The sequence below is a fragment of the Thiothrix sp. genome, assembly GCF_028714775.1.
GTDB lineage: Bacteria > Pseudomonadota > Gammaproteobacteria > Thiotrichales > Thiotrichaceae > Thiothrix.
In genome coordinates this window covers 37,625-63,310 of the sequence record NZ_JAQTLS010000015.1, presented here as the reverse complement: position 1 = coordinate 63,310, position 25,686 = coordinate 37,625, and the positions used below count along the sequence as shown (strand labels likewise).

At 53.1% G+C, this 25,686-nt stretch carries 19 protein-coding genes and 1 pseudogene; 11 read left to right on the top strand and 9 right to left on the bottom strand.

Annotation, left to right across the window (positions count from 1 at the left end; genetic code table 11):
• The first annotated feature begins 38 nt into the window (after nt 1-38).
• The 4 genes from PHE17_RS14290 to PHE17_RS14275 all read left to right on the top strand — a co-directional run bounded on the left by PHE17_RS14290 (nt 39) and on the right by PHE17_RS14275 (nt 5,089).
• Entirely contained in the window at nt 39-959 is a 921-nt protein-coding gene (locus PHE17_RS14290) for an AAA family ATPase (RefSeq protein WP_301016564.1), read from the top strand.
• The gene (locus PHE17_RS14285; RefSeq protein ID WP_301016563.1) at nt 959-1,636 is read left to right on the top strand and encodes a DUF3226 domain-containing protein; all 678 of its coding nucleotides are present in this window, start codon (nt 959-961) and stop codon (nt 1,634-1,636) included. Before PHE17_RS14290 ends, PHE17_RS14285 begins: the two co-directional genes overlap by 1 nt.
• A gap of 3 nt (nt 1,637-1,639) precedes the next feature.
• A complete protein-coding gene (rep, locus tag PHE17_RS14280; RefSeq protein ID WP_301016562.1) occupies nt 1,640-3,637 on the top strand; it encodes a DNA helicase Rep in 1,998 nt (665 codons plus the stop codon).
• A gap of 102 nt (nt 3,638-3,739) precedes the next feature.
• Complete coding sequence (locus PHE17_RS14275; protein ID WP_301016561.1) at nt 3,740-5,089, top strand: TrpB-like pyridoxal phosphate-dependent enzyme; 1,350 nt, start codon at nt 3,740-3,742, stop codon at nt 5,087-5,089.
• A gap of 23 nt (nt 5,090-5,112) precedes the next feature.
• Here the strand turns inward: PHE17_RS14275 and PHE17_RS14270 are convergent, their stop codons facing one another.
• A complete protein-coding gene (locus PHE17_RS14270; protein ID WP_301016560.1) occupies nt 5,113-5,496 on the bottom strand; it encodes a YchJ family protein in 384 nt (127 codons plus the stop codon).
• Between the two features lie 23 nt (nt 5,497-5,519).
• Between PHE17_RS14270 and PHE17_RS14265 the strand changes: the two genes are divergently transcribed.
• The gene (locus tag PHE17_RS14265; protein WP_301016559.1) at nt 5,520-6,749 is read left to right on the top strand and encodes a TIGR03862 family flavoprotein; all 1,230 of its coding nucleotides are present in this window, start codon (nt 5,520-5,522) and stop codon (nt 6,747-6,749) included.
• Nucleotides 6,750-6,905: 156 nt separating this feature from the next.
• Nucleotides 6,906-7,274 (top strand): hypothetical protein, encoded by a 369-nt coding sequence (locus PHE17_RS14260; protein WP_301016558.1) that lies wholly within the window; start codon nt 6,906-6,908, stop codon nt 7,272-7,274.
• Nucleotides 7,275-7,313: 39 nt separating this feature from the next.
• On the opposite strand, the gene PHE17_RS14255 is transcribed toward PHE17_RS14260, so the two are convergent.
• Nucleotides 7,314-9,641, bottom strand: a complete 2,328-nt coding sequence (locus PHE17_RS14255) for a hypothetical protein (protein WP_301016557.1) — start codon at nt 9,639-9,641, stop codon at nt 7,314-7,316.
• Between the two features lie 42 nt (nt 9,642-9,683).
• Nucleotides 9,684-12,041 (bottom strand): DNA internalization-related competence protein ComEC/Rec2, encoded by a 2,358-nt coding sequence (locus tag PHE17_RS14250; RefSeq protein WP_301016556.1) that lies wholly within the window; start codon nt 12,039-12,041, stop codon nt 9,684-9,686.
• 53 nt (nt 12,042-12,094) lie between these two features.
• On the opposite strand from PHE17_RS14250, the gene PHE17_RS14245 reads away from it, so the two are divergent.
• Genes PHE17_RS14245 through PHE17_RS14235 form a run of 3 tightly spaced genes read left to right on the top strand, consistent with a single transcriptional unit; the run spans nt 12,095 to nt 14,481 of the window.
• Nucleotides 12,095-12,622 (top strand): DUF2062 domain-containing protein, encoded by a 528-nt coding sequence (locus PHE17_RS14245; RefSeq protein WP_301016555.1) that lies wholly within the window; start codon nt 12,095-12,097, stop codon nt 12,620-12,622.
• A 14-nt stretch (nt 12,623-12,636) separates the two neighbouring features.
• Nucleotides 12,637-12,873 carry a hypothetical protein gene (locus PHE17_RS14240; protein WP_301016554.1) on the top strand — a complete coding sequence of 79 codons (237 nt, stop codon included), beginning with the start codon at nt 12,637-12,639 and terminating at the stop codon, nt 12,871-12,873.
• Between the two features lie 45 nt (nt 12,874-12,918).
• Nucleotides 12,919-14,481, top strand: a complete 1,563-nt coding sequence (locus PHE17_RS14235; RefSeq protein WP_301016553.1) for a hypothetical protein — start codon at nt 12,919-12,921, stop codon at nt 14,479-14,481.
• Between the two features lie 37 nt (nt 14,482-14,518).
• Here PHE17_RS14235 and PHE17_RS14230 read toward each other — a convergent pair whose 3' ends face one another.
• The 4 genes from PHE17_RS14230 to PHE17_RS14215 form a co-directional block, all read right to left on the bottom strand.
• Nucleotides 14,519-14,773 (bottom strand): UPF0175 family protein, encoded by a 255-nt coding sequence (locus PHE17_RS14230; protein ID WP_301016552.1) that lies wholly within the window; start codon nt 14,771-14,773, stop codon nt 14,519-14,521.
• A gap of 83 nt (nt 14,774-14,856) precedes the next feature.
• Entirely contained in the window at nt 14,857-18,213 is a 3,357-nt protein-coding gene (locus tag PHE17_RS14225; protein ID WP_301016551.1) for a transglutaminase family protein, read from the bottom strand.
• Nucleotides 18,210-19,172, bottom strand: coding sequence for an alpha-E domain-containing protein (locus PHE17_RS14220; RefSeq protein ID WP_301016550.1), 963 nt, complete (start codon nt 19,170-19,172; stop codon nt 18,210-18,212). Before PHE17_RS14220 ends, PHE17_RS14225 begins: the two co-directional genes overlap by 4 nt.
• The gene (locus PHE17_RS14215; RefSeq protein ID WP_301016549.1) at nt 19,172-20,698 is read right to left on the bottom strand and encodes a circularly permuted type 2 ATP-grasp protein; all 1,527 of its coding nucleotides are present in this window, start codon (nt 20,696-20,698) and stop codon (nt 19,172-19,174) included. The genes PHE17_RS14220 and PHE17_RS14215 overlap by 1 nt, the downstream gene beginning before the upstream one ends.
• 266 nt (nt 20,699-20,964) lie before the next feature.
• Here PHE17_RS14215 and PHE17_RS14210 point away from each other — a divergent pair.
• A pseudogene (locus tag PHE17_RS14210) lies at nt 20,965-22,146 on the top strand (leucine-rich repeat domain-containing protein); the annotation flags it as partial.
• Between the two features lie 141 nt (nt 22,147-22,287).
• Nucleotides 22,288-24,204: a COR domain-containing protein gene (locus PHE17_RS14205; protein WP_301016602.1), complete on the top strand. Its 1,917-nt coding sequence runs from the start codon at nt 22,288-22,290 to the stop codon at nt 24,202-24,204.
• 45 nt (nt 24,205-24,249) lie between these two features.
• Here the strand turns inward: PHE17_RS14205 and PHE17_RS14200 are convergent, their stop codons facing one another.
• The gene (locus PHE17_RS14200; protein ID WP_363320122.1) at nt 24,250-24,762 is read right to left on the bottom strand and encodes a peptidylprolyl isomerase; all 513 of its coding nucleotides are present in this window, start codon (nt 24,760-24,762) and stop codon (nt 24,250-24,252) included.
• A gap of 221 nt (nt 24,763-24,983) precedes the next feature.
• Nucleotides 24,984-25,589 carry a helix-hairpin-helix domain-containing protein gene (locus PHE17_RS14195; protein WP_301016547.1) on the bottom strand — a complete coding sequence of 202 codons (606 nt, stop codon included), beginning with the start codon at nt 25,587-25,589 and terminating at the stop codon, nt 24,984-24,986.
• Nucleotides 25,590-25,686: the final 97 nt, after the last annotated feature.

The window sequence follows — 25,686 nt, the reverse complement described above, 5'->3', positions numbered from 1 at the left end:
TGCTATAGTCAGGGGACTTAGAATGAAGGACAAACGCCATGCTCGACAGCCTGCACATCAAGAATTTCCGCTGCTTTGAAGACCTCACCATCCCCTCACTGGGGCGGGTGAACCTGATCGTGGGGAGAAATAACAGCGGGAAGAGTACGTTGTTGGAGGCTATTGCGGTTTTTGCTCAAGGCGGCTCAACAGAATCATTAAGAAATCTTTTAAAAAGTCGACATGAACTTTTCAATGGTGTCATATATCAAGAACGCAGCAAAAGTATTTCAATTCAGGGTGACAAAGAATCTGTATGCTTTTATCCTGACTATGACGATCGCCTTGGTGAAGTTTATGAAAATTGTGATCCAGAACATGAATGGCGTGATCATCAAAAACCCTTTGCTCTAGTTGACAGCCAACTTGCTCATGAGAATGACCTTGCTCAGCAATGGGATACTGCCTATTTAGATTCTGAAGAACATATCGTTAAAGAGACGTTGACTATTTTTAATGCAGACATTACAAATGTAATTTTCGTTCAATCTCCTGATAAGAAAGAGGAAAGGGTTGCCGTTCTAAAAATAAAAGGAAAAGCCAAAGCTGTTCCACTTAAAGCAATGGGTGAAGGCGTGAGTCGTATCCTTCAAATATTTTTGAGTGCATTGAAAGCAAAGAATGGTTTCTTACTGATTGACGAATTCGAGAATGGGCTGCACTACTCGATTCAGGAGGAGGTATGGAAAAAACTATTTACGTTAGCAAAAGAGCTAGATATTCAAGTGGTTGCAACAACTCACAGTGAAGATACTTTAAAAGCATTCACTAAGGTTGCTGTCGCAAACAAGGAAGTTGATGGAAAACTCATCGCTTTGGGGCGTAGTGCTGGCAAGTCTAACCGTGGACAAATCATTGCTCATGTCTACGGCGAAGACAGATTAGAGTGGATTGTTAACTCCGGCATGGAAATCCGTTAATGAAAAAACAACAAAGAATTCTTCTTGTTGAAGGACAAGATGACCGTGCATTCTTTCAGCATTTTCTTTGCAAGTTGGAGTTGCAAGTTGATATTGAACCAGAAACGCCCCAAAATTTTTGTCAAACAGAAAGTGATGGCGTTGATGTATTACGCACTCAAGCATTACCAACAGCTTGGGAACGGATTACAGCAGGGGAAGTTACGCATTTAGCAATAATCATAGACGCTGATTCTCAGAAACAAGGCTACGGGTTTGCGAAGCGCCGTGAACAAATCACCAATGTATTACGTGATTACGGCTACAACATACCGCCTTTCTCAGATGTGACACTAACAGGGGAAATCTTTAGACATCCCGAAGAATTCACTCCCATTGGTTTATGGATTATGCCCACACATAGTACTGACGGAATGCTAGAAGATTTACTACTGGAAAACTTAGGCAATCCGACTCAACAATCATTGCTGGACAAAGCCGACGAAGCCATCACCGGATTGGGTGATTTACGCACTTTCAAGGATACGCACATTTCCAAAGCTCGCCTCTCTACCCTGCTAGCATGGCAAAAGAAGCCCGGCACATCCGCAGGAAAAGCCTATCAAGCTGGCGTATTCGCCACCGATTCCGCTGCCCTCACTGCATTTACCCAATGGCTTGAAGCCGTGTTCAAATAACCCATGCAAGGACTCAACCCCGAACAACAAGCCGCTGTCACCCACCTCGGCTCTCCCCTCCTCGTCCTCGCTGGTGCTGGCAGTGGCAAAACCCGCGTCATCACCCAGAAAATTGCGTGGATGATCCGTAAAGGTGTGCATTCTGCTGACCAAATCGCGGCGATTACCTTTACCAACAAAGCCGCCCGCGAAATGCGCGAACGCGCTAGCCAACTATTGACCAAAGAGGAAGCCAAAGGGCTAACGGTTTCCACTTTCCACACGCTCGGCTTGAACATCATCAAGCGCGAAGCCAAGCGCCTCGGTTACAAGAACAATTTCAGCATCCTCGACGCGCAAGACAGTGCCGCGATCCTCAAAGAACTGGCGCACAAGGAAGATGTGGAGGAAGCCGAGAACCTGCGCTGGATCATTTCGCGTTGGAAAAACGACTTCATTTCCGTTGAGCAAGCCACGCTGCAAGCCAATACCACGGATGAAAAACTCGCTGCCATCCTCTACGAAAAATACCAGCGGCAGATCAAAGCCTATAATGCGGTGGATTTCGACGACCTGATCGTGTTGCCGGTGCGTCTGTTCGAGCAGCACCCGGACGCGCTGCAATTCTGGCAAAACAAGCTGCGTTACCTGCTGATCGACGAATATCAGGACACCAACGCCTGCCAATACCGCTTCATCCGCTTGCTTTCCGGCATTCGAGGCGCACTCACTGCGGTGGGCGACGACGATCAGTCGATCTATGCATGGCGCGGCGCACGCCCGGAAAACATTGCGCAGTTGCAGAAAGATTACCCGATGCTCAAGGTGGTGAAGCTGGAACAGAATTACCGTTCCACCGCCCGCATATTGCAAAGTGCCAACAAATTAATCGGCAACAACCCGCACCTATTCGAGAAAAACCTGTGGAGCACCCTCGGCGAAGGCGACCCAATCCGCATCATGCCCTGCCGCAATCCCGAGCACGAAGCCGAAAAAGTTGTCAGTGAAATCCTCAAAGCCCGCTTCCGCGACCGCGCCGCGTTCAAGGATTTCGCCATCCTCTACCGGGGCAACCACCAAAGCCGCCTGTTTGAAAAGCTGCTGCGCGAAAACAACATTACCTACAAAATCAGTGGTGGAACTTCGTTTTTCGAGCGGGCGGAAGTCAAAGACATCCTCGCCTACCTGCGCCTGATCGCCAACCCAGACGACGATGCCGCTTTCTTGCGCATCATCAACACCCCCAAACGTGAAATCGGCACATCCACGCTGGAAAAACTCGGCGAATACGCGCACGAACGCCACACCAGCCTGTTCAATGCCGCGCAAGAACTCGGCTTTGCCCAACGCATTTCCGCCAAAGCCACCCAACGGATTGAAACGTTTTGTTTCTGGCTGCACGAATTGATCCGCGCCGCCGACAGTGCCGACCCCACCAAAATCGTCCAGCAAGTCATCACCGACATCGGCTACGACGATTGGATGAAAAATACCTGCAATACCCCCAAACAGGCCGAAGCCCGCATGAAAAACGTGTGGGAAATCGTCGATTGGGTACGCAAGCTGCACGACGATGGTGCTGGAAAAGAAACGCTTTCCGACATCATTGCCCACATGAGCCTCGTGGACATGCTCGAACGCAATAGCGAAGAAAAAGAACAAGATGCCGTCAGCCTCATGACCCTGCACGGCGCGAAGGGGCTGGAATTTCCCAGCGTCTTCCTCATCGGCATGGAAGAGGAACTGCTGCCACACGCCAACAGCGTCGACGAACACAGCATCCAAGAAGAACGCCGCCTTGCCTACGTTGGCATCACGCGGGCGCAAAAAAACCTCACCATCAGTTACGCCAAAACCCGCTCGCGCTACGGGGAAGCCTCGATCGTCGAACCCAGCCGTTTTCTCGATGAACTCCCCCCGGAACACTTGGAGTGGGAAGACAAAAAGGTCATCACCCCGGAACAACGCCAAGAAACCGCACGCGCCTACGTCTCGAATTTACAAGCGCTGCTGGGCGATTGAAGCACACTGCCAATCGCCATCTTTTGCATTGCACACATTCGGTGCAAGTGGGAAGATAATGCCTCAAATTCGTTATGGAAAAACCCAAGGAGAGCGGCCAGCATGACCACAAAAATATACCTGCCCGAAAACGAAATGCCCACCCACTGGTACAATGTCGTTGCCGACATGCCCAAAGCGCCAGCGCCCTATTTAGGACCAGATGGCAACCCGGTTCCGCCGGAAGCGATGATGGCAATCTTCCCCGAAGCACTGGTGATGCAAGAAGTCAGTGCCGAACGCTGGATCAAAATTCCCGACCCGGTACGCGAAGCCCTGACCATGTGGCGGCCTTCCCCGCTGTACCGCGCCCATCGCTTGGAAAAGATGCTCAATACCCCGGCGAAAATCTATTACAAAAACGAAGCGGTCAGCCCAGCAGGTTCGCACAAGCCGAATACCGCTGTCGCGCAGGCGTATTACAACCAGCAAGCGGGCATCAAACGCCTTGCCACCGAAACGGGTGCTGGGCAATGGGGCAGTTCCTTAGCACTGGCAGGGCAAATGTTCGGCATTGATGTGCGCGTGTACATGGTGAAAGTCAGCTACCAGCAGAAACCTTACCGCCGTTCCATGATGCAGACGTGGGGTGCGGAAGTATTCGCCAGCCCGACCGACATGACCAACTCCGGTCGTGCTGTCCTCGCCGCCCATCCTGATTCACAAGGCTCACTGGGCATTGCTATTTCCGAAGCGGTGGAAGAAGCCGCCAGCCGCGCTGACACTAACTATGCGCTCGGTTCCGTGCTGAATCACGTGTTACTGCACCAGACCATCATCGGTCAGGAAGCGAAAAAGCAGTTGGCGATGGTCGGCGATTACCCCGACATGATCTTTGCGCCGTGCGGCGGTGGTTCCAACTTCGGCGGGATTGCGTTCCCGTTCTTTGCTGACAAGGCAGCGGGGAAAGAGGTGCGTTTGGTGGCAGTCGAGCCGACTTCCTGCCCGACCCTGACCAAAGGGGTTTACGCCTATGACTACGGCGATACCGCTGGCCTCACACCACTGATGAAAATGTACACGCTGGGGCATGACTTTATGCCACCGGGCATCCACGCGGGCGGCTTGCGTTACCACGGCGATTCCGCGCTGGTCAGCCAGTTGTACAATGAGGGGCTGATTGAAGCGATGTCCGTCGCGCAACTGGAAACGTTTGCAGCGGGCGTGATGTTCGCCAAAAGCGAAGGCATCATTGCTGCACCAGAGTCTTGTCACGCGATTGCCGCCGCGATCCGCGAAGCGCAAAACTGTGCAAAAACCGGCGAAGCCAAAACTCTGTTGTTCAACCTTTCAGGCCACGGGCATTTCGACATGACCTCTTATGACCGTTACCTGCAAGGCGACTTGACCGACTTCGACTACCCAGAAGAAGCGATCAAGGAATCCCTCGCCCACCTGCCGAAATTCGGCTAAACGGTACAAGGCTGGCAAGTGCGCTAATACGTCCCATCCACGTAATACCACCTGCCAGCCTCCCGCACAAAGCGGCTGGTTTCGTGCAACACCTGCGGCTGGTCGCCGTCCCGGTAATGCGCGATGAATTCAACCACACCGCTGACATCCTGCCCGCTGCCCTGCTCCGTGCGGACAATTTCCAAACCTTGCCAATCCGTCGGTGGCAATTGCATCAGGCTTTTCTTGTTGGGGCGGGTGCTGGAATGCCAACTGCGGTGCAAATACGCGCCATTACCCAAGACGTAGGCGCTGTAACGCGAGCGCATCAACGTTTCCGCTGTGGGAGCGGCTTTTCCATCGTGGTAAGGGCGGCAACATTGCCCATAAGTTTTCCCCGATTGGCAGGGGCAAAGTGGTACGTTCATGCCCGCCAATGTACCATACCCCCATGAAAACCTCACACCCCATAGCTATCATCGGCGGCGGCCCTGCCGGACTCATGGCAGCGGAACAGCTCATCAATGCCGGATACGCCGTCGACCTCTACGATGCCATGCCATCGGTGGGGCGTAAGTTCCTGCTGGCGGGTATCGGCGGGCTAAACATCACCCACGCCGAACCATTTCCCGACTTTTGCCGCCGCTACGCCGAACGCCAAGCACAGTTACAACCTTTGTTGGAAACCTTCGGCGCGGATGAATTACGCCAATGGTGCGCTGCATTGGGGGTCGAAACTTTCGTCGGCACATCCGGGCGCGTATTCCCCACCGAAATGAAAGCCGCACCGCTGTTACGCGCATGGCTAGTACGCCTGAAACGCGGCGGTTTGCGCATCCACCCCCGCCACCGCTGGCAAGGTTGGGATGCACAGGGGAAACTGCTGTTCCAAACATCGCAGGGGGAAAGCGCTGTTCCCTACGCCGCGCTGATCCTCGCGCTGGGCGGTGGTAGCTGGAAAAAACTCGGCAGTGACGGCGCGTGGGTTCCCTTACTGGAAGCACGAAATATCCGCATCGCGCCCTTACAGCCTGCCAATTGCGGTTTCCTGTGTGAGTGGAGCCAACATTTACGCAGCCGCTTTGCTGGGTCGCCACTGAAATCGGTGGCATTGCGTTTCACCGACCTGCACGGACAAACCGAAAGCCGCCGGGGGGAACTGATCCTGACCGAACGCGGGGTGGAAGGCAGCTTGGTTTACGCCTTTTCCGCCCGCCTGCGCGATACGCTCAATGCGCAGCAATCCGCCACCTTTCACCTCGACTTGTTGCCCAACCACACGCCGGAAGCCATTACGCAAGCCTTACAAACACGCCCCAAACACAAAACCTTGGGAGCATTCCTCAAGAACCGTTTCAAACTGGATGGGGCAAAAACGGCACTGCTGTTTGAAACGCTGGACGAAACCCAACGCCACGATCCGGTATTACTGGCAAACACCCTGAAAGCCATCCCGGTCACGCTCACGGCTACCACCCCCATCGACGAAGCCATCAGCACCGCAGGCGGCGTGCCGTTTGAAACACTGGATGAAAACCTGATGTTACGGGATTTTCCGGGGGTATTTTGTGCGGGTGAAATGCTGGATTGGGAAGCGCCCACAGGCGGCTACCTGCTGACAGGGTGTTTTGCCAGCGGGCGGCAGGCAGGGCAAGGTGCGGTACGCTGGTTGGAAAACTAAGGTTTAGGCACGACATCCCAGATATGCCTTATGTCATCACCCTGCTTTATGGATGCGGCAAATCCGCTACAATAAGCCCGTCATCACGCGGGGAATCCCGTGACCGACACACACTTTAATGCATTCCATGCCGTTCCTATTGCGAGGGAAAATTCAATGCTGTTACGGAACATTCTGAACTTATTGGCAGCCTGCCTGCTCATGGTGTTGGCGGGTTGCGGCCCTGAATACACCTACACCCCGCCGACCTCGGCAATGGGGCAAAGCTGCGTCATGCAATGCCAGCGCACCCAGACCGACTGCTCCAATACCGAGCGGGCAAAGGCCGACATCAAACAGTCCAGATGCGAGAAAGACGCCGAACACGAACACTATTTCTGCCTGCTGTACGCAAAAACCGACGCTGACCGCGCCAAATGCGAGAAGCCCGGTTGTTATGAGTATGCAGATACCGCCCATTGCGATACTGACTTCCGCGCCTGTTTCCAGCAATGCGGTGGTATCATCGGCATTCTTAAGCAGTAACAGTCCATCACCGTCGGCACGCCAAGTGCCGACATCTCTCTACAGGATAGCCAACAAGCGCAGTCCTAGAACAAACGCGAACGCTGCGATCAGCCCCGTTACCGCACCCTTGATGAAAATGCTCTGCGCCCCCGCTGCGTACTTGACCACGCTCTTATCGAGCTTATCAACCTGACGGTCGCGCTGGGTAATGATGAAATCACGTTGGCGCAAGGCTTCATCGCGCTGCTGCAACTGCTGGACATGCTCTTTCAAGATATTGTCGAGGTGCTGGACATGCAGGGTTAGCTCTTGGATGCGCTCGTCGCGGCGACGGATGTGCGCTTCCTTGGCAACGATGGTTTGGTCGCGGTCATGCACAGAGACATCGCGTTTATTGATTTGCGCGTCACGTTCTTCAAGCTGTTTGTCGCGGCTGCGCAGTTGCAGGTCGCGGTCACTTAAACTGGTATCGCGTTGCTGCACCGTCGCGTCGCGGGTTTTGATCTGCTGGTCGCGTTCCTGTAAGGCTTCTTCCTTTTTCTGGATATGCAGGTCACGCTGCTCAAGCTGGGCATCGCGTTCGGCAACGCTGGCATCGCGTTCCGCCACGGTTTCATCGCGCACACCCAACTGCTCATCCCGATCCTGCACGGTTTGGTCGCGCAATTGCAATTGTACGTCGCGCTCGGCAACGCTTTGGTCACGCAGGTGGACTTCCAGTTGCAAGTCACGCACTTGGCTGTCGCGGGAAGCAATTTCTTGGTCGCGCTGTTGCAGGCTTTTGTCGCGTTCGTGGATTTGCCCCGTAAGCCCTTCAACATGGGTATCGCGCAAGTGCAAGCTATGGTCACGTTCTTGCAAGCTGGCATCGCGGGCGGTGATTTGCAGGTCACGGTCGCGGATGGTTTCGTCACGCCCTTCAATGACAGCGTTGCGCTCAGTGATCAGCGAATCGCGGTCATGGATAGTTTCGTCGCGTTCCTGCATCTGCGTGTTAAGCTGGGAAATGTGGCTGTCACGCTCTTTGAGGCTATGGTCACGTTCGCCGACGGTCACATCGCGGCTTTGAATCTGGGAATCACGCAATTGCAACTGCTTGTCGCGTTCGCGCAATTGCAGGTCTTGCCCACTGATGCGGGTGTCGCGTTCGCGCAGGGAAACGTCACGCTCCTTGATGCGGCGGTCACGCTCAGAAAGCTGGGCATCGCGCTCTTCGATACTGCGGTCACGGCTACCAAGGCGGGTGTCACGGTCACGCAGGTCTTCGTCAGCCTTATTGATACGTTCATCACGCAAAGCCAACTGGCGGTCGCGCTCCGTCATTTGGCCATCCCGTTCCTGCACGTGGTTTTCTAACTCACGGATAGTTTGCAGGAAATCCAAACCCTGTTGGTCACGGCTGCGGATCGCTTCTTCACGGGCGCGTAATTCCGCATCCCGGTCGGCAATGGTTTGGTCACGGTCGCCCAGTTGGCGGTCGCGTTCGCTCAGGGTCTGGTCACGTTTTTCAAGCTGCTGCTGCTGGATACCGACGCGCTGGTCACGCTCCTGCAACAGGTTTTCCTTTTCTGCCAGTAAACGTTCGCGCATCTGGATTTGACGGTCACGGTCGTCAAGCTGCGTATCGCGGTTTTGTAACTGCTTGCTGGCAAGGTCAATGTGTTCGTCACGGGCGGCAAGTTGGCGGTCACGGTCGCTGATTTGGGAATCACGTTCGCTTAACTGCTTGTCACGCTCTTTGAGCATCCGCTCTTGTTCGAGGGTTTGGCGGGTGCGTTCCTGCAATAAGGCTTCGCGTTCCAGCAACTGTTGGTCTTTTTTGCTAATGCTGTCGTCGCGGCTTTGCAGCAGCTTATCCTTACTCTGGATAGCTTGGTCAATGCGCAACATAGAACGGTCTTTGTCTTCAAGGCTGCGGTCACGGGTCTGGATTTGCAGTTCTTTTTCCTGCAAGAGCTTTTCGTAATTGACCAGATTTTGTTCGAGAATTTTAAGGCGGGCTTCGCGTTCTGCCAAGGCTGCATCACGCTGATGGATGCTTTTATCCTTATTGCTCAGGTGCTCGTCACGGATGCGCAAGACAGCATCTTTTTCTGCCGTTGCCTGACTGATTTGCAACAAGATTTGTTCTTTTTCTGTGAGCAAACGCGCCAGTTCCGCCATGCGCCTGTCGCGCTCGTCAATGCGGGCGTCACGTACACGGATATGACCGTCTTTTTCCAGTAACAGGCCGGAAACATCCTGTAAGCGCCGGTCACGTTCCTGCAAACGCCGGTCAAGCTCGTCCAACCCAGCCTTCAACGCTTGTTTATCATTGAAAGTCAGATAAACGTTTGAATCCAGCTTCTTAAAAATTTCGATATCCTTTTCTTCCAAGTTCATCATGGCTCCTACTGGCCAGCTACTTCGGGCTTACCGATATTTGAATTAATGGGGCTGACTGGATTCTGGCACAAATAATCCCGTTCCGCTACGTAACCTTCGCATGTAATCTTGCCAAACGTGCTTTTGTTCCCGCCGCCATTCACGAATACGCAGATTATCGGTAAACGCAGGAAAATCAAGGCACAATTCACCGCCATCGACTGTATCAAGCAATTTAATATCACGCGCTGTGTAACGTTCCACCACCGACGGATTGGGGTGATGGAAACGGTTGCGGTAGCCGCTGGTGATAATCGCCAACTGGGGCGCGACTGCATTGATGAAGTCCGGGCTGGAGGATGTTTTGCTGCCATGATGCGGAACTTGCAGCACCTCAGACGCCAAACCGCCCGCTTCCACCAGCCACTCCTCCGCCGGACGCTCAATATCCGCCGTGAACAACATGCTGTGGTGGGCATTCGCTACCCGCAGCACGCAAGCACGGTTATTATCACTGGCTTCGTGTAAACCTTCCGCCGGACTCAGGATGGTAAACGTCACACCATCCCACTCCCAATGCTGCCCGCGTCCGCACAAATTTTCCGCTACACCCGGCAAGGTTTGCAGGTGACTAACCCACAGGTCATCGGCGGGCATTTCCGCCCATAAGGCTTGCGCCCCGCCGCTGTGGTCGTTATCAGCGTGGGAGACAATCAGCCGGTCAAGGTGCGAAATCCCCTGCCCACGCAGCCACGGCAGCAACACTAATTCGCCCGTATCAAACGTTTCCGAACTTTTCGGCCCGGTATCAAACACCAAGGTATGCTGCGCGGTCTGCACCACGCTTGCCAAACCTTGCCCAACATCCAGCACATCCACCCGGAACGCACCCGCTTCCGGCCTATCCGGGCTGTACAGCAACATCGGCAATAGCAGCAAGACACCCAACCAACGCCCCGGCAAACCACGCGGCAGACATAACAGCACAAACCCCAATAGCGCCAGCGCTAGCCACGGCAACGGAACCAATGGCAGATAAACGGCAGACAGCGGCAAATCAGCCAACCAAGCCAATGCCTGCCCCAACCAATCCAACAACCACGCCGCCGCTGACCATACCAAGGCCGCACCCGTTGACCACCAGCCGCACAACAGCATCCCCAGCAACACCAAAGGCGTGACTACAAACGTTACCACGGGAATTGCTAGCATATTCGCCAGCGGGGAACTCAAAGACACCATGCCAAAAAAGCCTGCGGCCAGCGGAATTGTCCCCAACGACATCAACAACTGCACCCACACCACCGCCGCTTTCCCCGCCTTACGTTGCCGCCCGCCCAACAGCACCAGCAACATCACCGACAGGAATGACAACCAAAACCCCACCGACAATGACGCCAGCGGGTCTAACAGCAATACCAGCAGCAAGGCCAAACACAGCGTCACGCTGAACGGGATTTGCCGCCGCCATACCAGCCCCAACACCATCACCAGCAACATCGCCAACGTCCGTTGGGTCGGGATGTTGAAACCCGCCAGCAAGGAATACCCCGTTGCCAAGCCGCCACCCAACAACCCCGCTGCCACCCGCAACGGCAACCGCAAATACAGGTTGGGGAATAAGCGCCACACCAGCCAGACTGGCAGCAATCCTAGCCCTGCCATCATGGTGATGTGCAAACCGGAAATCGCCAGCAAGTGGATCGTGCCGGTTTTGCGGAATATTTCCCATTGGTCTTGCGTCACCGCTGCCGTATCCGCAACCGCCAACCCTTGCACCACACCCAACATCGACGCATCCGGCAAGGCCGTGGCAATCGCATCACGCACTTGCTGGCGCACATTATCCACCGACCACCAAGGCGCTTCCGCCAGCCGTTGGTTATCGGCAGACTTGCGCACATAGCCCGTACCGCCAATACGTTGCGCGAACAACCATTGCTCGTAATCGAAGCCATTAGGATTAGAAAAACCGTTGGGGCGCTTGCCCCGCACGAGCAATTGCCAGCGTTCACCCGCCCGCATTTCCGGCGCATCATCCTCATACCAGCCCAAGCGCAAACGCCCCGTGTAGGCGGAGGAATCAGCGTCCAGCAAGAAATGCAAACCATCTTCCCGACGTTCTGGCAGGTCGGCAATGACGCCTTCCAGCAAAATATCCTCACCTTCCTGCGCTTGTGGCAACCACGAGGAATGGACATTGCTTGCCACCGACAGCGCGTACAAACTACCCGCCAGCACCCCCGTCAACGCCAATACAGGCCATTTCCGCCAGCCCCGCCGGACAATAACCACCCATGCGCTTGCCAGCACAATAACTGCGCAAACTGCTAATAAAAACAGCACATTGGGTTCGGGCAGGCGCGGCAAAACCAACAGCAGCAACGTGCCGAGAAAAAAACTCACTGAAAAGGTGCGCATAAGGGAGAAACCATGGATAATGCGGTGCTTCTTATTCTGTTGTGTTGTGCTTCATGCCGAGAAAATTTTTTCGCAAGTTGTCGCCGTCCCCTGAAACAATCAAGCAACACAAGCATTTGCAGTTCTTGGGCAATACCTTACACCTTGCTTGCTTATGGCAACTGAACCGCAGGACTATCCCATCCGCCGTTGCCATTGGGCTATTCGTCATGTGGCTGCCCGTACCCTTCCACGTTTTATTGGTTGCCTTATTGGTGGTGCTGTTCCGCACCAACCTGCCCATTGCCTTGGTCACAGTGTTTATCAACAATCCGTTGACGATGGGGCCGATGTATTACGCGGACTACAAACTCGGTGTACTGCTGCTGCAATCCCCCGCCAAACACTTCAAATTTGAAGCCAGCTTGCATTGGCTTACCCACGGCTTTTTGCCACTTTGGAAACCATTAATGACCGGGGCGTTTAGCTTAGCGTTTGTTTCTGCCATTATTGGTTTCTACGGCCTGCATCTGGTATGGCGGTTATACATCCTGCAACACCTAAAAGAACGGCGCAAGCGGGACAAGACGAACGTCAGTTAAATAAGGAGCAACCCATGATCACACTCAAAAACAAAGACACCGGCGCAACCATCGGCACATTGACCGACGCGCAACTGCAATTCCTCATCGACCAACTCGAAGAAGAAAGCCGCGAAGACACCGATTACTGGCTCAACCGCGCCCAGATCGAAATCTTCAAGGAACAAGGCGCTGACCCAGCGCTTGTTGCTATGTTGGAACAAGCTTTGGGCGATTCCGACGATATGGAAGTGATGTGGGAACAGGGTTAAATGGTATAAAATCCGCCTTATGTACCCCTTGGGCGGATTATCCCGATGACCACTCCCGAACAGCCTGACACCAGCAAACCTGCCCGTAGCTGGGTCTGGCACTCCACCGATGAATCCATCGCGGCGGGGCAAATTTCATTGCTCTCCGTGCTGGAAACATTCTGCGCCCTCGGCTTATACGGCTGGCTCGCTTTCCACTTCGAGCACCAATGGTGGCTGCTCATCAGCGCGGTTGCCGCACCGATTATGTTATTACACTCATCTGAATCCAGAGAATTGAGCATAAATTGGCTGACCAATTATTTACAATCTTTTTGTAGAAGATGGGAGGATACATCCACACTGGAAAAAACAATAACCTCATTAACAGTATTATTAATGTCATTATTGTTCTCTTTCTTTTTATCTCAAACCATATTGCCAAAAGATAATGACATTCAACTATTCTTAATATCAATCTTTTCTGGAATGCTTGTTTTTTCTGGAATATTCATACTTACCACTACAATATTTGGCCTTGGAGAAATAACCAATCGAATCATTGGATTATACACAATGATTGGCTCAGTTATTGCAAATATACAAGCAAGTGATCTTATTGGGGGTATCGGGACAATTATCGGCATATTTATATCAGGATTTATTGTTGCGTTTGCATTATCAAGTGCTTTTGTTACAAATTATGTAATTATGGGCGACATTAACAAACCCATAGACTTAAAAATCAGCAGACCAACATACTTAATAACCGGCATACAAATAGGCATTGGTATTTTCTTCAGAGCCTTGTTAATTAGACTATTGGCAGTACTTCAATGCATTACAGCAGGATTAAAACAACTCCCTTATAATTGGATAAAACTTATCTCAACAATAGATGCATTTCACATGCCCGAATTAATACCTGGCTCGATGGAAATAAATCCGAGCCTATCAGTGCTTGGCATGACAAATGAAATCAACAAGGAAAACACGGGAATAAGATGGTTTAACATGGCATTTATCCCTATATTTTATTTACCTGCGTTTATTTGGCGGTGGAGTTTGAAGGCGACGTTGTGGCTGTGGTTTCCGCTGGCGTTGCTGTTGCGCCCTCCGTTTGAAGGCAAGAGTTTGGAGGAGGTACGGGATATTGCCGCTATTCGGGTTGTGGCAAGCAAGTGGCTGGGTTTTATGGCACTGTTGGGTATTTTATTGTTGGCAGCCAGTTATATTCCCGGCGTGCAGGCGTGGGTCGATACTCTAGGCGACAGCATCAGCAAGCCGTTTACGAAGCTGGCAGAACTTCACCTTCCCCCGCCGGGTTTGCGCCAATGGGCATTATGGCTTTGCTGCGGATTGGCTGGTTTGGAATGGCTATCGCTGGTGTTATTGCAGGCTCGACATAAAAAGCTGCTGGAAGAAGAAGACAGCATTTACGGCAGTGCTATTCCTGAAACACGTCTACAAACATTTCTACAGCGTGCCCGCAAAGTGCAGTGGTTGCATACCGCACTAGTCGTGAGTTTTATTCTGCTTGGTTATTCGTATGTTTTATATCTGGCAAATGAATGGTATCCGACAGAATTGGCTCGGTTTATTCCGGCGTGGCTGATTAGCTGGTTATAAGAAAATAGCTAGTGGAAAGGCATTAATGACGACACATTTAGTAGAGGTCATGCAATTCCTCGCGCACCTCATCTGCCGTTAGTTGAAACGGGGAAACTTTCGCCAACGACAGCGCTGTAATGAAGTCAGCGCGGCTGATCCCGGCAATTTCTGCCGCTTTTTCCTGCGAGACACGCCGCAACTCATACCACTTAATAGCTGCTGCAAGGCGCATTTCCTGCACAAACCCTGCCGGGTCAAGGTGTAAAACGGGTAATACGGAGTCGGGTATTTGAATAGTGATCGCAGTCATAGAGCGCGTTCTCTAGTAATGTAGGTATATCTGACTATAGGCGCAAGCAGGGCAGGCATCAAGCCCACCCCGCTTCGGATTTCTTACCCCCGCCGTAAATCCAGCGTATACGGATAATCCGCATTCACGGTTTCCACTGGCGGACTCATTGGCTGAGGCTTCGCGCCATGTTCATAGAATGCGCGGGTGGCTTCCGACAGGAACTTCGGTTCCAGCACGCCCGGCGTGTGTTCCTCACGGAAGCGCGAGAAGCGCCGCCCTTCGGCTTCATACGCATTCACTGGGAACACTTCGGAGTTGCGCCCGCCCGGATGCGACACATGGTAAGTGCAACCACCGACCGAACGCCCGTTCCACGTATCAATGATGTCGAACACCAACGGCGCATGAATCCCAATGGTCGGATGCAACGCGGAAGGCGGTTGCCAAGCGCGGAAACGCACCCCAGCGACATACTCGCCCTGCACGCCGGTTGCTTTCATCGGCACACGCCGCCCATTGCACACCACCACGTAGCGCGAATCGGTCAGGCCGTTGATTTTCACCTGTACCCGTTCGAGTGAGGAATCCACAAACCGTGCCGTACCTTGGCTGCTCAGCTCTTCGCCCAACACGTTCCACGGTTCTAGCGCGGCACGCAATTCCAGCCCGATGCCGCAATATTGCACCCGCCCATACACCGGGAAACGGAACTCGTGGAACGGCGCGAGCCATTCCAACTGGAACGGATACCCGGCTGCCTGCAAGTCGGCGCACACATCCTTCATGTCTTCCCACACGTAATGCGGCAACATGAAACGGTCGTGCAAGGCCGTGCCCCAACGCACCAGCCGATGCGCATACGGCGTATTCCAGAAACGCGCCATCAAGGTACGGATCAGCAGCATCTGCACCAACGACATCCGCGCATGAGGCGGCATTTCAAAGCCACGGAATTCCAGCAAACCTTGGCGACCACTGAAAGAATCCGGCGAATACAGCTTGTCGATACAGAATTCAGCACGGTGCGTATTGCCGGTCACGTCGATCAGCAAGTTGCGTAACAGACGGTCAACCAACCATGGCTGATTGTTGTGGCCTTGCGGCATTTGTTGGAAGGCGATTTCCAGTTCGTACAGGCTTTCATCGCGTGCCTCATCCACCCGTGGCGCTTGGCTGGTCGGGCCAATGAACATCCCGGAGAACAGGTAGGACAAGCCCGGATGATGCTGCCAGAACGTCAACAAACTGCGCAATACATCCGGCTGGCGCAAAAACGGGCTATCGCTTGGCGTAGCCGCACCCAGCGTGACGTGATTACCGCCACCTGTGCCGGTATGCCGCCCATCCAGCATGAACTTTTCCGCACCTAAGCGTGAAAGCCGTGCCTCTTCGTACAACATTTCCGTGTTCTTGACCAACTCATCCCACGTTTTCGCCGGATGAATATTCACCTCGATAACACCCGGATCAGGCGTGACCTTGAACGATTTCAAACGCGGATCAGACGGCGGCTCGTAGCCTTCCAGCATGATTGGCATTTTCAATTCGGCAGCGGTCTTTTCCAGCATTGTCACCAAATCGAGGTAATGCTCAAGGTAATTTAGCGGCGGCAGGAACACATACAAACGCCCTTCACGCGCCTCAATACACATCGCGGTGCGCGGCACTTCACGCCATTCTGGGGTGTTCGGTTTCGCATCCGCGTGCTGGAGCTGCGGTTCAGGTGGCGCAATCAGTTCGCGGTAACGCCATTCAACTTCGCCGTGGAAATCCGGCAGCGGTGGACGGTCTTCAAACGGGCACGGTTGCGATTCGATTTCGCGCTCGTCTTCCGCCGTCCACTGCAAACCATCCAGCGGCAAACGGAAGCCCAGCGGTGAATTGCCGGGGATCAAATACATTTCTTCGCGGCGGAATGACCATTTCACACTCGCCCAGCTTTGCGCGGCATCATCCCAACGCAGCGGTAACACGTAGCCGGTCGGCGTATCCAAACCGCGTTGCAGCGCCAGCACCAAATCGTTGCGGTGCTTACTATCACGCAGGTTCAGGGTCAACCAATCGACGTTGGCAGGTTGGCTGGCTTCTTTCCACAAGTAATACAAACGGTCTTCGTAACCGGCGACCAGATAGTTGTCATCCAGCCCCAAATGACCGCACAGGGTGGCAGCAAAGCGCTTGGCGTCTTCGTGACCGTAACCGTAATCTTTTTGGTCATCGGCAATCAGGCTTTGGTCTTTCCACACCGGCAAGCCATCAGGACGCCAGAAACAACCCAATGCCCAGCGTGGGAACGGTTCGCCCGGATACCACTTGCCCTGCCCGAATTGCAGCGCACTGCCCGGCGCAAACACTTTCTGCATCCGCCGCAACAAGACGCCAGCACGTTCGCGCTTGTGTTTACCCAAGGCGGCAGTGTTCCATTCCGCCCCATCCATGTCGTCGATGGAAACGAAGGTTGGTTCGCCGCCCATCGTCAGGCGCACGTCGCCGCTTACCAGATCGGCTTCGACTTGATTACCCAAGGCCAGCACATCCGCCCATTGCTCGTCGGAATACGGCTTGGTGACACGCGGGTCTTCGAGGATGCGGCGCACGGTATTGCTGTAATCAAACTCCACTTCGCACTTGTCGGTGAAACCGTCAATTGGTGCGGCACTGCCCGGTGATGGCGTACATGCCAACGGGATATGCCCTTCGCCTGCAAACAGACCAGACGTTGGGTCAAGCCCTACCCAGCCAGCGCCCGGCAGGTAAACTTCTGTCCAAGCGTGCAAGTCGGTGAAATCAGCTTCGGGGCCACTGGGGCCATCCAGCGCTTTCTGGTCAGCGGTCAATTGCACCAAATAACCCGACACGAAACGCGCTGCCAAGCCTAAATGCCGCAGGATTTGCACCAGCAACCACGCGGTATCGCGGCAAGAACCGCGCTTGATTGTCAGCGTTTCCTCACAGGTCTGGACACCCGGTTCCATGCGGATGTTGTAGCCGATGTCTTGCTGCAAGCGGCTATTGATGGCAACGAGGAACAGCACAGTATTCGGCTGCTTGAGGTCAACGCCTTTCAACCATTCTTTCAGCAATTCGCCGTCTTCGGTGACTTCCAGATACGGGATCAGCTCTTTTTGCAACGCCTTGTCGTACTTGAACGGGTACTTCATGGCGTAATCTTCCACGAAGAAATCGAACGGGTCGATTGTCACCATATCGGCGACCACATCGACTTCCACGCTGAATTCCGTGGTTTTTTCGGGGAACACCAAGCGTGCCAGCCAGTTGCCGAACGGGTCTTGCTGCCAGTTGATGTAATGCTTTTCCGGCTTGATCTTGAGGGAATAGGCCAAAATCGGGGTACGCGAATGTGCCGCAGGGCGCAGGCGCACCACATGCGGCGACAGACTTACCGGACGGTCAAATTTGTAGCCAGTAAAATGGTTTAAAGCGACGTGAATACTCATGAAAGCCCTTGTGTTTGTTGTTGTCCGCTGCGATCCGGGTAGAACCACGTGGTAGCGATGGCAGTGTGCAATTCGCCCAATTCGCCCTGCAAATGATCCATCAGGGTATGTACCCGCTCCGCCGGGAGCGCACTGAGGTCTTGCGTGGACAAATGCTCATGCACCCGTTGCGCCACCTCGATGGGGAGTTGCGGTTCGGGTAAGTAACGCATCCGCCGCGCCATTGCCCCCAGTGAATAACCGACCGAGCCGGGGAACACCTCATCCGTCAGCAGGAACAGCATGACCCGTTGGCCTTCGACCCGCGAATGGACGTGCTGCAAATACATTTGCCGCGCACTCAAGGCTTGCAGCAGGTTTGTCCACAAAATGCCGTCGTACTTACGCAGCATTTCGCTACGCTCTTCCGACAGCAGCAAGGAAGTCATTTCGAGGATACGGCTGCTCATGTCAGCGCGTTCCAAATGCTTACCGATTTGCATGAAATCGAAGCTGTGGTCGCGGCTCATGTGGCTATCCAACGCACCCCGGATACATTGGCAATGCTTCATGACTTCGCGTAGGAAAAGTTGGCGTTTGTGGCGGTCAGCAATCCCCGGCAGGCTTTCGTTCATCAGCAAATAGATTTGGTTGGCCTGTTCCCAAATTTCTTCGGGCAATACGTCCAAGGAAGTGCGCACGTTTTCACGGGCATTCGCCAAGGAAGTCGCCAGCGACGATGGGTTTTTAGGGTCGGCGATCAGGAACTGCATGATGTTCGCTTCTGTCGCCCAATCGTAATGCTGGCGGAACAGCGATTCAGCATTGAACAGGCGGACGAGGGTAAACCAGTTGATTTCCATGCGCCCCGGCAAATCCATCAGCAGCGCGGTATGCACGTTGATCAGGCGGGCAGTTTTTTCGGCACGCTCTAAGTAACGCGCCATCCAGTAAACACGTTCAGCAACACGGGATAACATCAGGCTTCCTCCCCTTCTTCCGACATTTCTGGGGCAGCATCACCCACAATCCACGTGTCTTTGCTGCCACCTCCTTGTGATGAATTCACCACCAATGAACCCTCCACCAACGCAACGCGGGTGAGGCCACCGGGGGTGACGAAAATATCCTTGCCACTGAGGATGAACGGGCGCAAATCCACATGGCGCGGGGCAATCTTGATGGTATTGCGCGGGTCGCTGGCGCGGCGGCGGTCGTTCACATCCACCTGTGTTTCGCAAGAAGTCGGCGTCACCGACAAGCTCAAGGTCGGCTGGGCAATGTAGTTATTGGGGTTTTCGAGGATCAAGGCGCGGAATTCCTCGACCTTTTCAGGCGTGGAATGCGGCCCGACCAACATGCCGTAACCGCCGGACTCATTGGCGGGTTTCACCACCAATTCTGCCAAGTGCTCCAACACGTAAGCGCGGTCTTCTTCACGGCGGCACACGTAGGTCGGCACATTCGGCAGGGTCGGCTCTTCGCCGAGGTAGTAACGGATCATGTCCGGCACGTAGGCGTAGATTACCTTGTCATCCGCCACGCCACATCCCGGTGCATTGGCGATGGCAACCTTGCCCTCTTTCCATGCACGCATAATGCCGGGAACACCGAGCATCGAGTCTTCGCGGAACACTTCCGGGTCAATGAAATCGTCATCAATGCGGCGGTAGATCACATCCACGCGCTCCAAGCCCTTGATGGTTTTCATGTAAACGTAACCGTCTTTGCACACTGTCAGGTCTGCACCTTCGAGCAGCACCAGCCCCGCTTGTTGGGCAAGGAAAGCGTGTTCAAAGTAAGCGGAGTTATAAACGCCGGGGGTCATCAACGCGATGGTTGGGTCTTCCAGATCGGGGCGTAGGGACGCCAGCATTTCGTACAAATGCGCCGGATAATCACTGACTGGGCGGATAGGCAGGGTATTAAAAATTTCCGGCAACACGCGCTTGGTGATGTTGCGGTTTTCCAGCATGTACGCCACACCAGAGGGCACGCGCAGGTTATCTTCCAGCACATAGAGCACGCCATCGCTGTGACGCACCAAATCGGAGCCGCAAATATTCGCCCAAACGCCGTGCGGCGGGGTCATGCCAATGCACGCTTCACGATAACCTTTTGATTGCATAACCACATCGGCAGGCATGACGCCATCCTTGAGGATTTGCCCACCGTTGTAAATGTCCTGTATGAACATATTCAGGGCGCGGATGCGTTGCTTCAGCCCCATTTCGGTGCAATCCCACTCTTTGGCGGGGATGATGCGTGGGATAATGTCGAACGGCCAGGCACGGTCAATGTTGCCTGCGTCGCTATAAACGGTGAAAGTTATACCCATTTCACGGATAACCGCTTCGGATTCCTGCACACACTGGCGGAAACGGTCGGGGGTCAGGTGGCGTAGGTACTCGACCAGCTTGTAGCTGGCCTCACGCGGCTGATGCACCGCAGCAATCAGTTCGTCGTAAAACGAACCCGGATCGTATTGATTCCATTCTTGTTTCATATCACTTGTTCCGAGCGAAAGTCGATGTTGTAAACAGCGGCCTTAAAAAAGCCTGCAAACCTTATTGTTGTTATCCATCTAGCAAGATTCATGCCCAGCAATGGGGAACGCTGATGCCCCACAACGGGCAGGGGAAATTATCGCATAGCTTTTCCCGCACCGCCGCAAAAATCCGAAGAAATTCCTGCCAAAGCACGCTGGACACGATTTGAACGCCCGCGCCGTTTCCGGTTACTATCACCCATCGCCCCTGACACCCGATTGCCATGCCCATGACCCCAGAAGACATCGCCCAAGAACGCATCGCCGAATGCCGCCGCACCCGCTCAACCTCACTCGACTTGAGCAAGCTCGGCCTGACGGAAATCCCGACAGAAGTGTTTGAACTGACGTGGCTAGAAAAGCTGGATGTGTCGGGGGATCGAAAAAACTACGAATGGGGAAGTATTGAAAAAATTCCACTAACTATCATGAGGTTAACGAATTTAATCGAATTCACTTGCACCCTAAATCACATTAATGACCTTTCTCCTCTCAGCGAATTAGCACAGTTGCAATCACTTTTCTGTGGCGGCAATCAAATCAGCGACCTATCGCCTCTCAGCAGATTACACCAGCTACAATCGCTTAATTGTGGAGGAAATCAAACCAATGACCTTTCTCCTCTCAGTAGATTGCCACAGTTGCATTCTCTTGACTGCGGAGGTAATCAAATTAGCGACCTATCGTCTATCAGTATGCTGCACCAGTTGCAATCATTATCTTGCGGAAATAACCAGATCGACGACATCTCACCTATCAGCGAGTTACATCACCTGCAATCGCTTGATTGCGGAGACAACCAGATCAACGATTTATCGCCTCTAAGCAGATTATATCAGTTGCAATCGCTTGATTGCGGAGATAATCAAATCAACGACCTATCGCCCCTCAGCAGATTACATCAGTTACAATTACTTTACTGTGGGGACAACCAGATCAACGATTTATCACCTCTCAGCAGATTACATCAGTTGCGGATATTTAGCTGCAACGATAATCACATCAGCAGTCTCTTACCTATCGGTGAATTACCGCAATTGCTATCATTTAACTGCAACCACAATCAGATCGGCGACCTCTCACCTCTCAGCAGATTACACCAGTTACAATCGCTTTCCTGTAGCTCTAATCAAATCAGCGACCTATCGCCACTCAGTGAGTTACACCAATTGCAATTACTTTACTGTGGAAATAACCGAGTCAGTAACCTCTCACCCCTCGGCGGATTACATAAATTGCAATCGCTTACATGCTGGAATAACCAGATAAGTAGTCTATCGCCCCTCAGCGAATTGCATCAATTACAATCGCTTTACTGCGGTGGCAACCAAATCCAAGACCTTTCACCCATCAGTGGATTATCCCAATTACAATCACTTACATGCTGGAATAACCAGATAAGCAACCTCTCTCCGATATACGATTGCGTGATATCAAGGCTTAACCAATTTCAAGCGTACAACAATCCAGTTTGTGGTATTCCTACGGGTATCTTAGGAAACGAATATGATGATTGTCTCGAAAGCCTCAGAAACTATTGGTTAGACTTGGCGAAAGGCTCAGCAAGACAGCAACAACTCAAGGTTCAGCTTGTCGGTAATGGTAGGGTTGGCAAAACTACGCTGGCGTATGCACTAGAACACAAACGCATTCCTAGCGAACCGTTCAAATCCACCCACGGAATTGTCATCAAGGAAATCCAGCAAGCACTGGATGACGAAGATGAGCCTGTTACTTTGCAGCTTTGGGATTTTGGCGGGCAAGAAATTTATCATGCCACTCACCGCTTATTCTTATCCAACGATTGTTTGTATCTGTTGTTGTGGGCGGAAGAAACCGAGGAACACCCGGATGAAACCCGCCACCCTGTCAGTTATTGGCTGGAGTCTATTCACGATCTGGGTAAAACCAGCCCTGTGATTTTGGTTAAAAATCAGATTGACCGCTCTGACCGTCTGCCGGAACGGCCTGCCGAGTTGAACGAGGCGTTACCCGGTGTTGATCAAATCCGTTACGCCGTCAAAGTATCCGCCATGCAATATCGGGGCATGAATGGTTTGCGCGGCGCAATTCAGGACGTGTTGGCAGAACTCAAGTACCGCGTTTGTGTGGAATTACCGTCTTCATGGCTACAGGTACAACATGCATTGATACAACTGCATGAGCAAAAAACCCTGCCCTTTGCCCACTTCAAACAGCTTTGCATCAAAGCTGGCGTGGGTCACGCCGAATGGTTCGCAGGCTATCTGCACAGTACTGGCGCATTGTTCTACCACAAAGACGCCTTTCAGGATCAGATCATCCTCGACCAAAACTGGGCAATTAATGCCGTTTACCGGGTGTTTGACCCCAACAAACCGCACCGCCGCCGTATCGAACGCATGGGCGGGCGTTTCAGCGGGGAAGACACCAGTCTGTTCTGGACGGATGAAGAAACCAAAGAGCACGAGGTGTATGTCGGTTTCATGCGCAACTGTGGTATCTGCTACGAAGCCAAGCAGCAGCAAAACCAACGGGACAACAAACCGTTTGCCGAGCGTGAATTCATCATCCCTGCCCTGCTGCCGCTAACCTGCAAATCCAAAACCGCATGGGACAGCAACCCGCACCCAGATGACTGGCAATTGGACATTGAATACCCCTTCCTGCACCGCAGCATCATTGAGCGCATCATCCTGCGCATCGGTGAAACTTACGAAGGCGAACCGTGGCGCACTGGCATTTTCTGCCACACCGACGAAGGCCAACTGCTGCTGGAATGCGAATACACCAACAAGCAGCAATCGACCCAAGGACGTTTGCACTTCCAATTACGCGGCAACCAGCTTGAGCGTTTGGTGTATGCGCTGCGTAAACTGGTCAGCGAAACCAGCCCACACCGCCGTTATGAGGAATACCTCAGCAAAGGCACAGCAGAACGGGTTCGCCTTGAGGAATTCAAGGAAGAAAAGGACTCGGCTTCCCGATTGGATAACACCAAACCAAGCGATAAACCCATCAAGTTGTTTATCTCCTATTCCCACGCCGACGAAGCCCACAAAATCCGGCTGGAAAAACACCTAAAAGCCATCAACCGCACCTTGCCACTGACTGCATGGAGCGACCGCTTCCTGTTTTCCGGCGAATTGGTGGACGAACAAATCTTCCAGCAATTGGATACCGCCGATATTGTCCTGCTGCTGGTCAGCCCGGACTTCATCAATTCCGATTACTGTTTCACCAAGGAAATGGTTCGGGCATTACTGCGCTACAAGGACGCAGGCAATGTGGTGATCCCAGTGATCATCCGCCACACCGCAAGCTGGCGAAATCACGACATCGGGCAAATCACTGCCCTGCCCAAAGACGGCAAACCGCTAGCGAAATGGGATGACGAAGATGAATTCTGGGGCAGTGTGGAAGAAGGAATTCGGGAGCAGGTCGAGAAGCTGATGAAGAAGGCAAGATGGGAGAATTTTGGCTAACGCCCGACCCACACTGTAGGCCGGACGCTTGCAAAGGCTTGCGTCTTATTTAACGACAGAAACCTTAGTCATGATGATCGGCTCAGCCGGAACATCGCCGTGTGGGCCGAAGTTGCCAGTTTTCACTTTCACAATCGCGTCAACCACGTCCATGCCTTCGGTGACTTTACCGAATACCGCATAGCCCCAGCCTTGTGGCGTTTTGGAGCGGAAGTTCAGGAAGTCATTGTTGTTGACGTTGATGAAAAACTGGGAAGACGCGGAATGCGGGTCGCTAGTACGTGCCATTGCCAGTGTGCCACGGTCGTTTTTCAGGCCGTTATCCGCTTCGTTTTGGACTGACGCACGCTTGTTCGCCTTTTCCTGCATGGTTGCTGTCATGCCGCCGCCCTGAACCATGAAGCCCGGAATCACGCGGTGGAAAATCGTGCCGTCATAGAAGCCATCGTTAACGTAGGCCAGAATGTTTTCCACGGTTTTAGGTGCTGCCGCTGCATCCAGCTCAACAGTGATATTGCCTTTGGTGGTTTCGATCAGGACTTTAGGGTTTGCGGACATGTTACCTCCAGTAGTTGCTTGCGTGTCTGCCTTGTCGTTGGCATAAGAGCTGCCACAGCCGACCATTGCAAACGTAAGTGCCAAAATAAAAGCGAAAAGACGTTTCATCGTAGTGTTTACCCCGATTTTCTGCTGTTTGTGTGTGAAAGCCGCGAATCATAGCGCAACTGGCGAAACTGCACCAGAAACCAGCGGCATCAATTCAAACAGCAGGGGTAGGCTTACTCGGCGTCAATCGCTTTGGCTTGCTTGGCAGCTTTTTTCGCCGCTTTCTCGGCTTTTTCAGCTTGCTTAGCTTCTTTGCGGGCAGCTTTTTCAGCAGCTTTGGTTTCTTTCTCGACCTGTTTCTCAGCCTTTTTCAGGGCTTTCTTCATGGCCTTTTTGTCTTTCTTCTTGGCTTTCTTGGCAGCCTTTTTCTGTTTCTTGCTCAGTTTGCCGGATGCAGGCTCAGCCTCAGGCGCATCGTCTTCAACGAAGATGATTTCTTCGATGATCAGGGTTTCAGACATCGCCTCCACGTCGTCTTCGTCTGCTTCGGTAACGGGGACTGCTTCAACTTCGGCAGGGGCTTCGGCGGCGGGTGCTGTTTCAACAGCAGGTTCAGCAACTTCAGCGGCGGGTGCTGCTTCGGACGCGGCAGCAGGTGGCAACAATTCTTGGGCGCTGGCGATGATTAAGGGCGCGGTATTTTCACCGATACCGGGGATTGCTGCCAATTCTGCGGCACTCATCGCGGCGAGTTGCTCAAGGGTGGTGATGCCGTGTTCGGCTAAACGGTTGGCGGTAGCTTGACCGACGTACTTTACATTGGAAATGGCTTGTTCCATTCTTGGTTCTCCTGTTGGTTTTTATTTACATTCAGTTGTATGTAACACAATCGTAACATTAAACAGCCCGCAATATTGTGACAGAATTGCTTATATA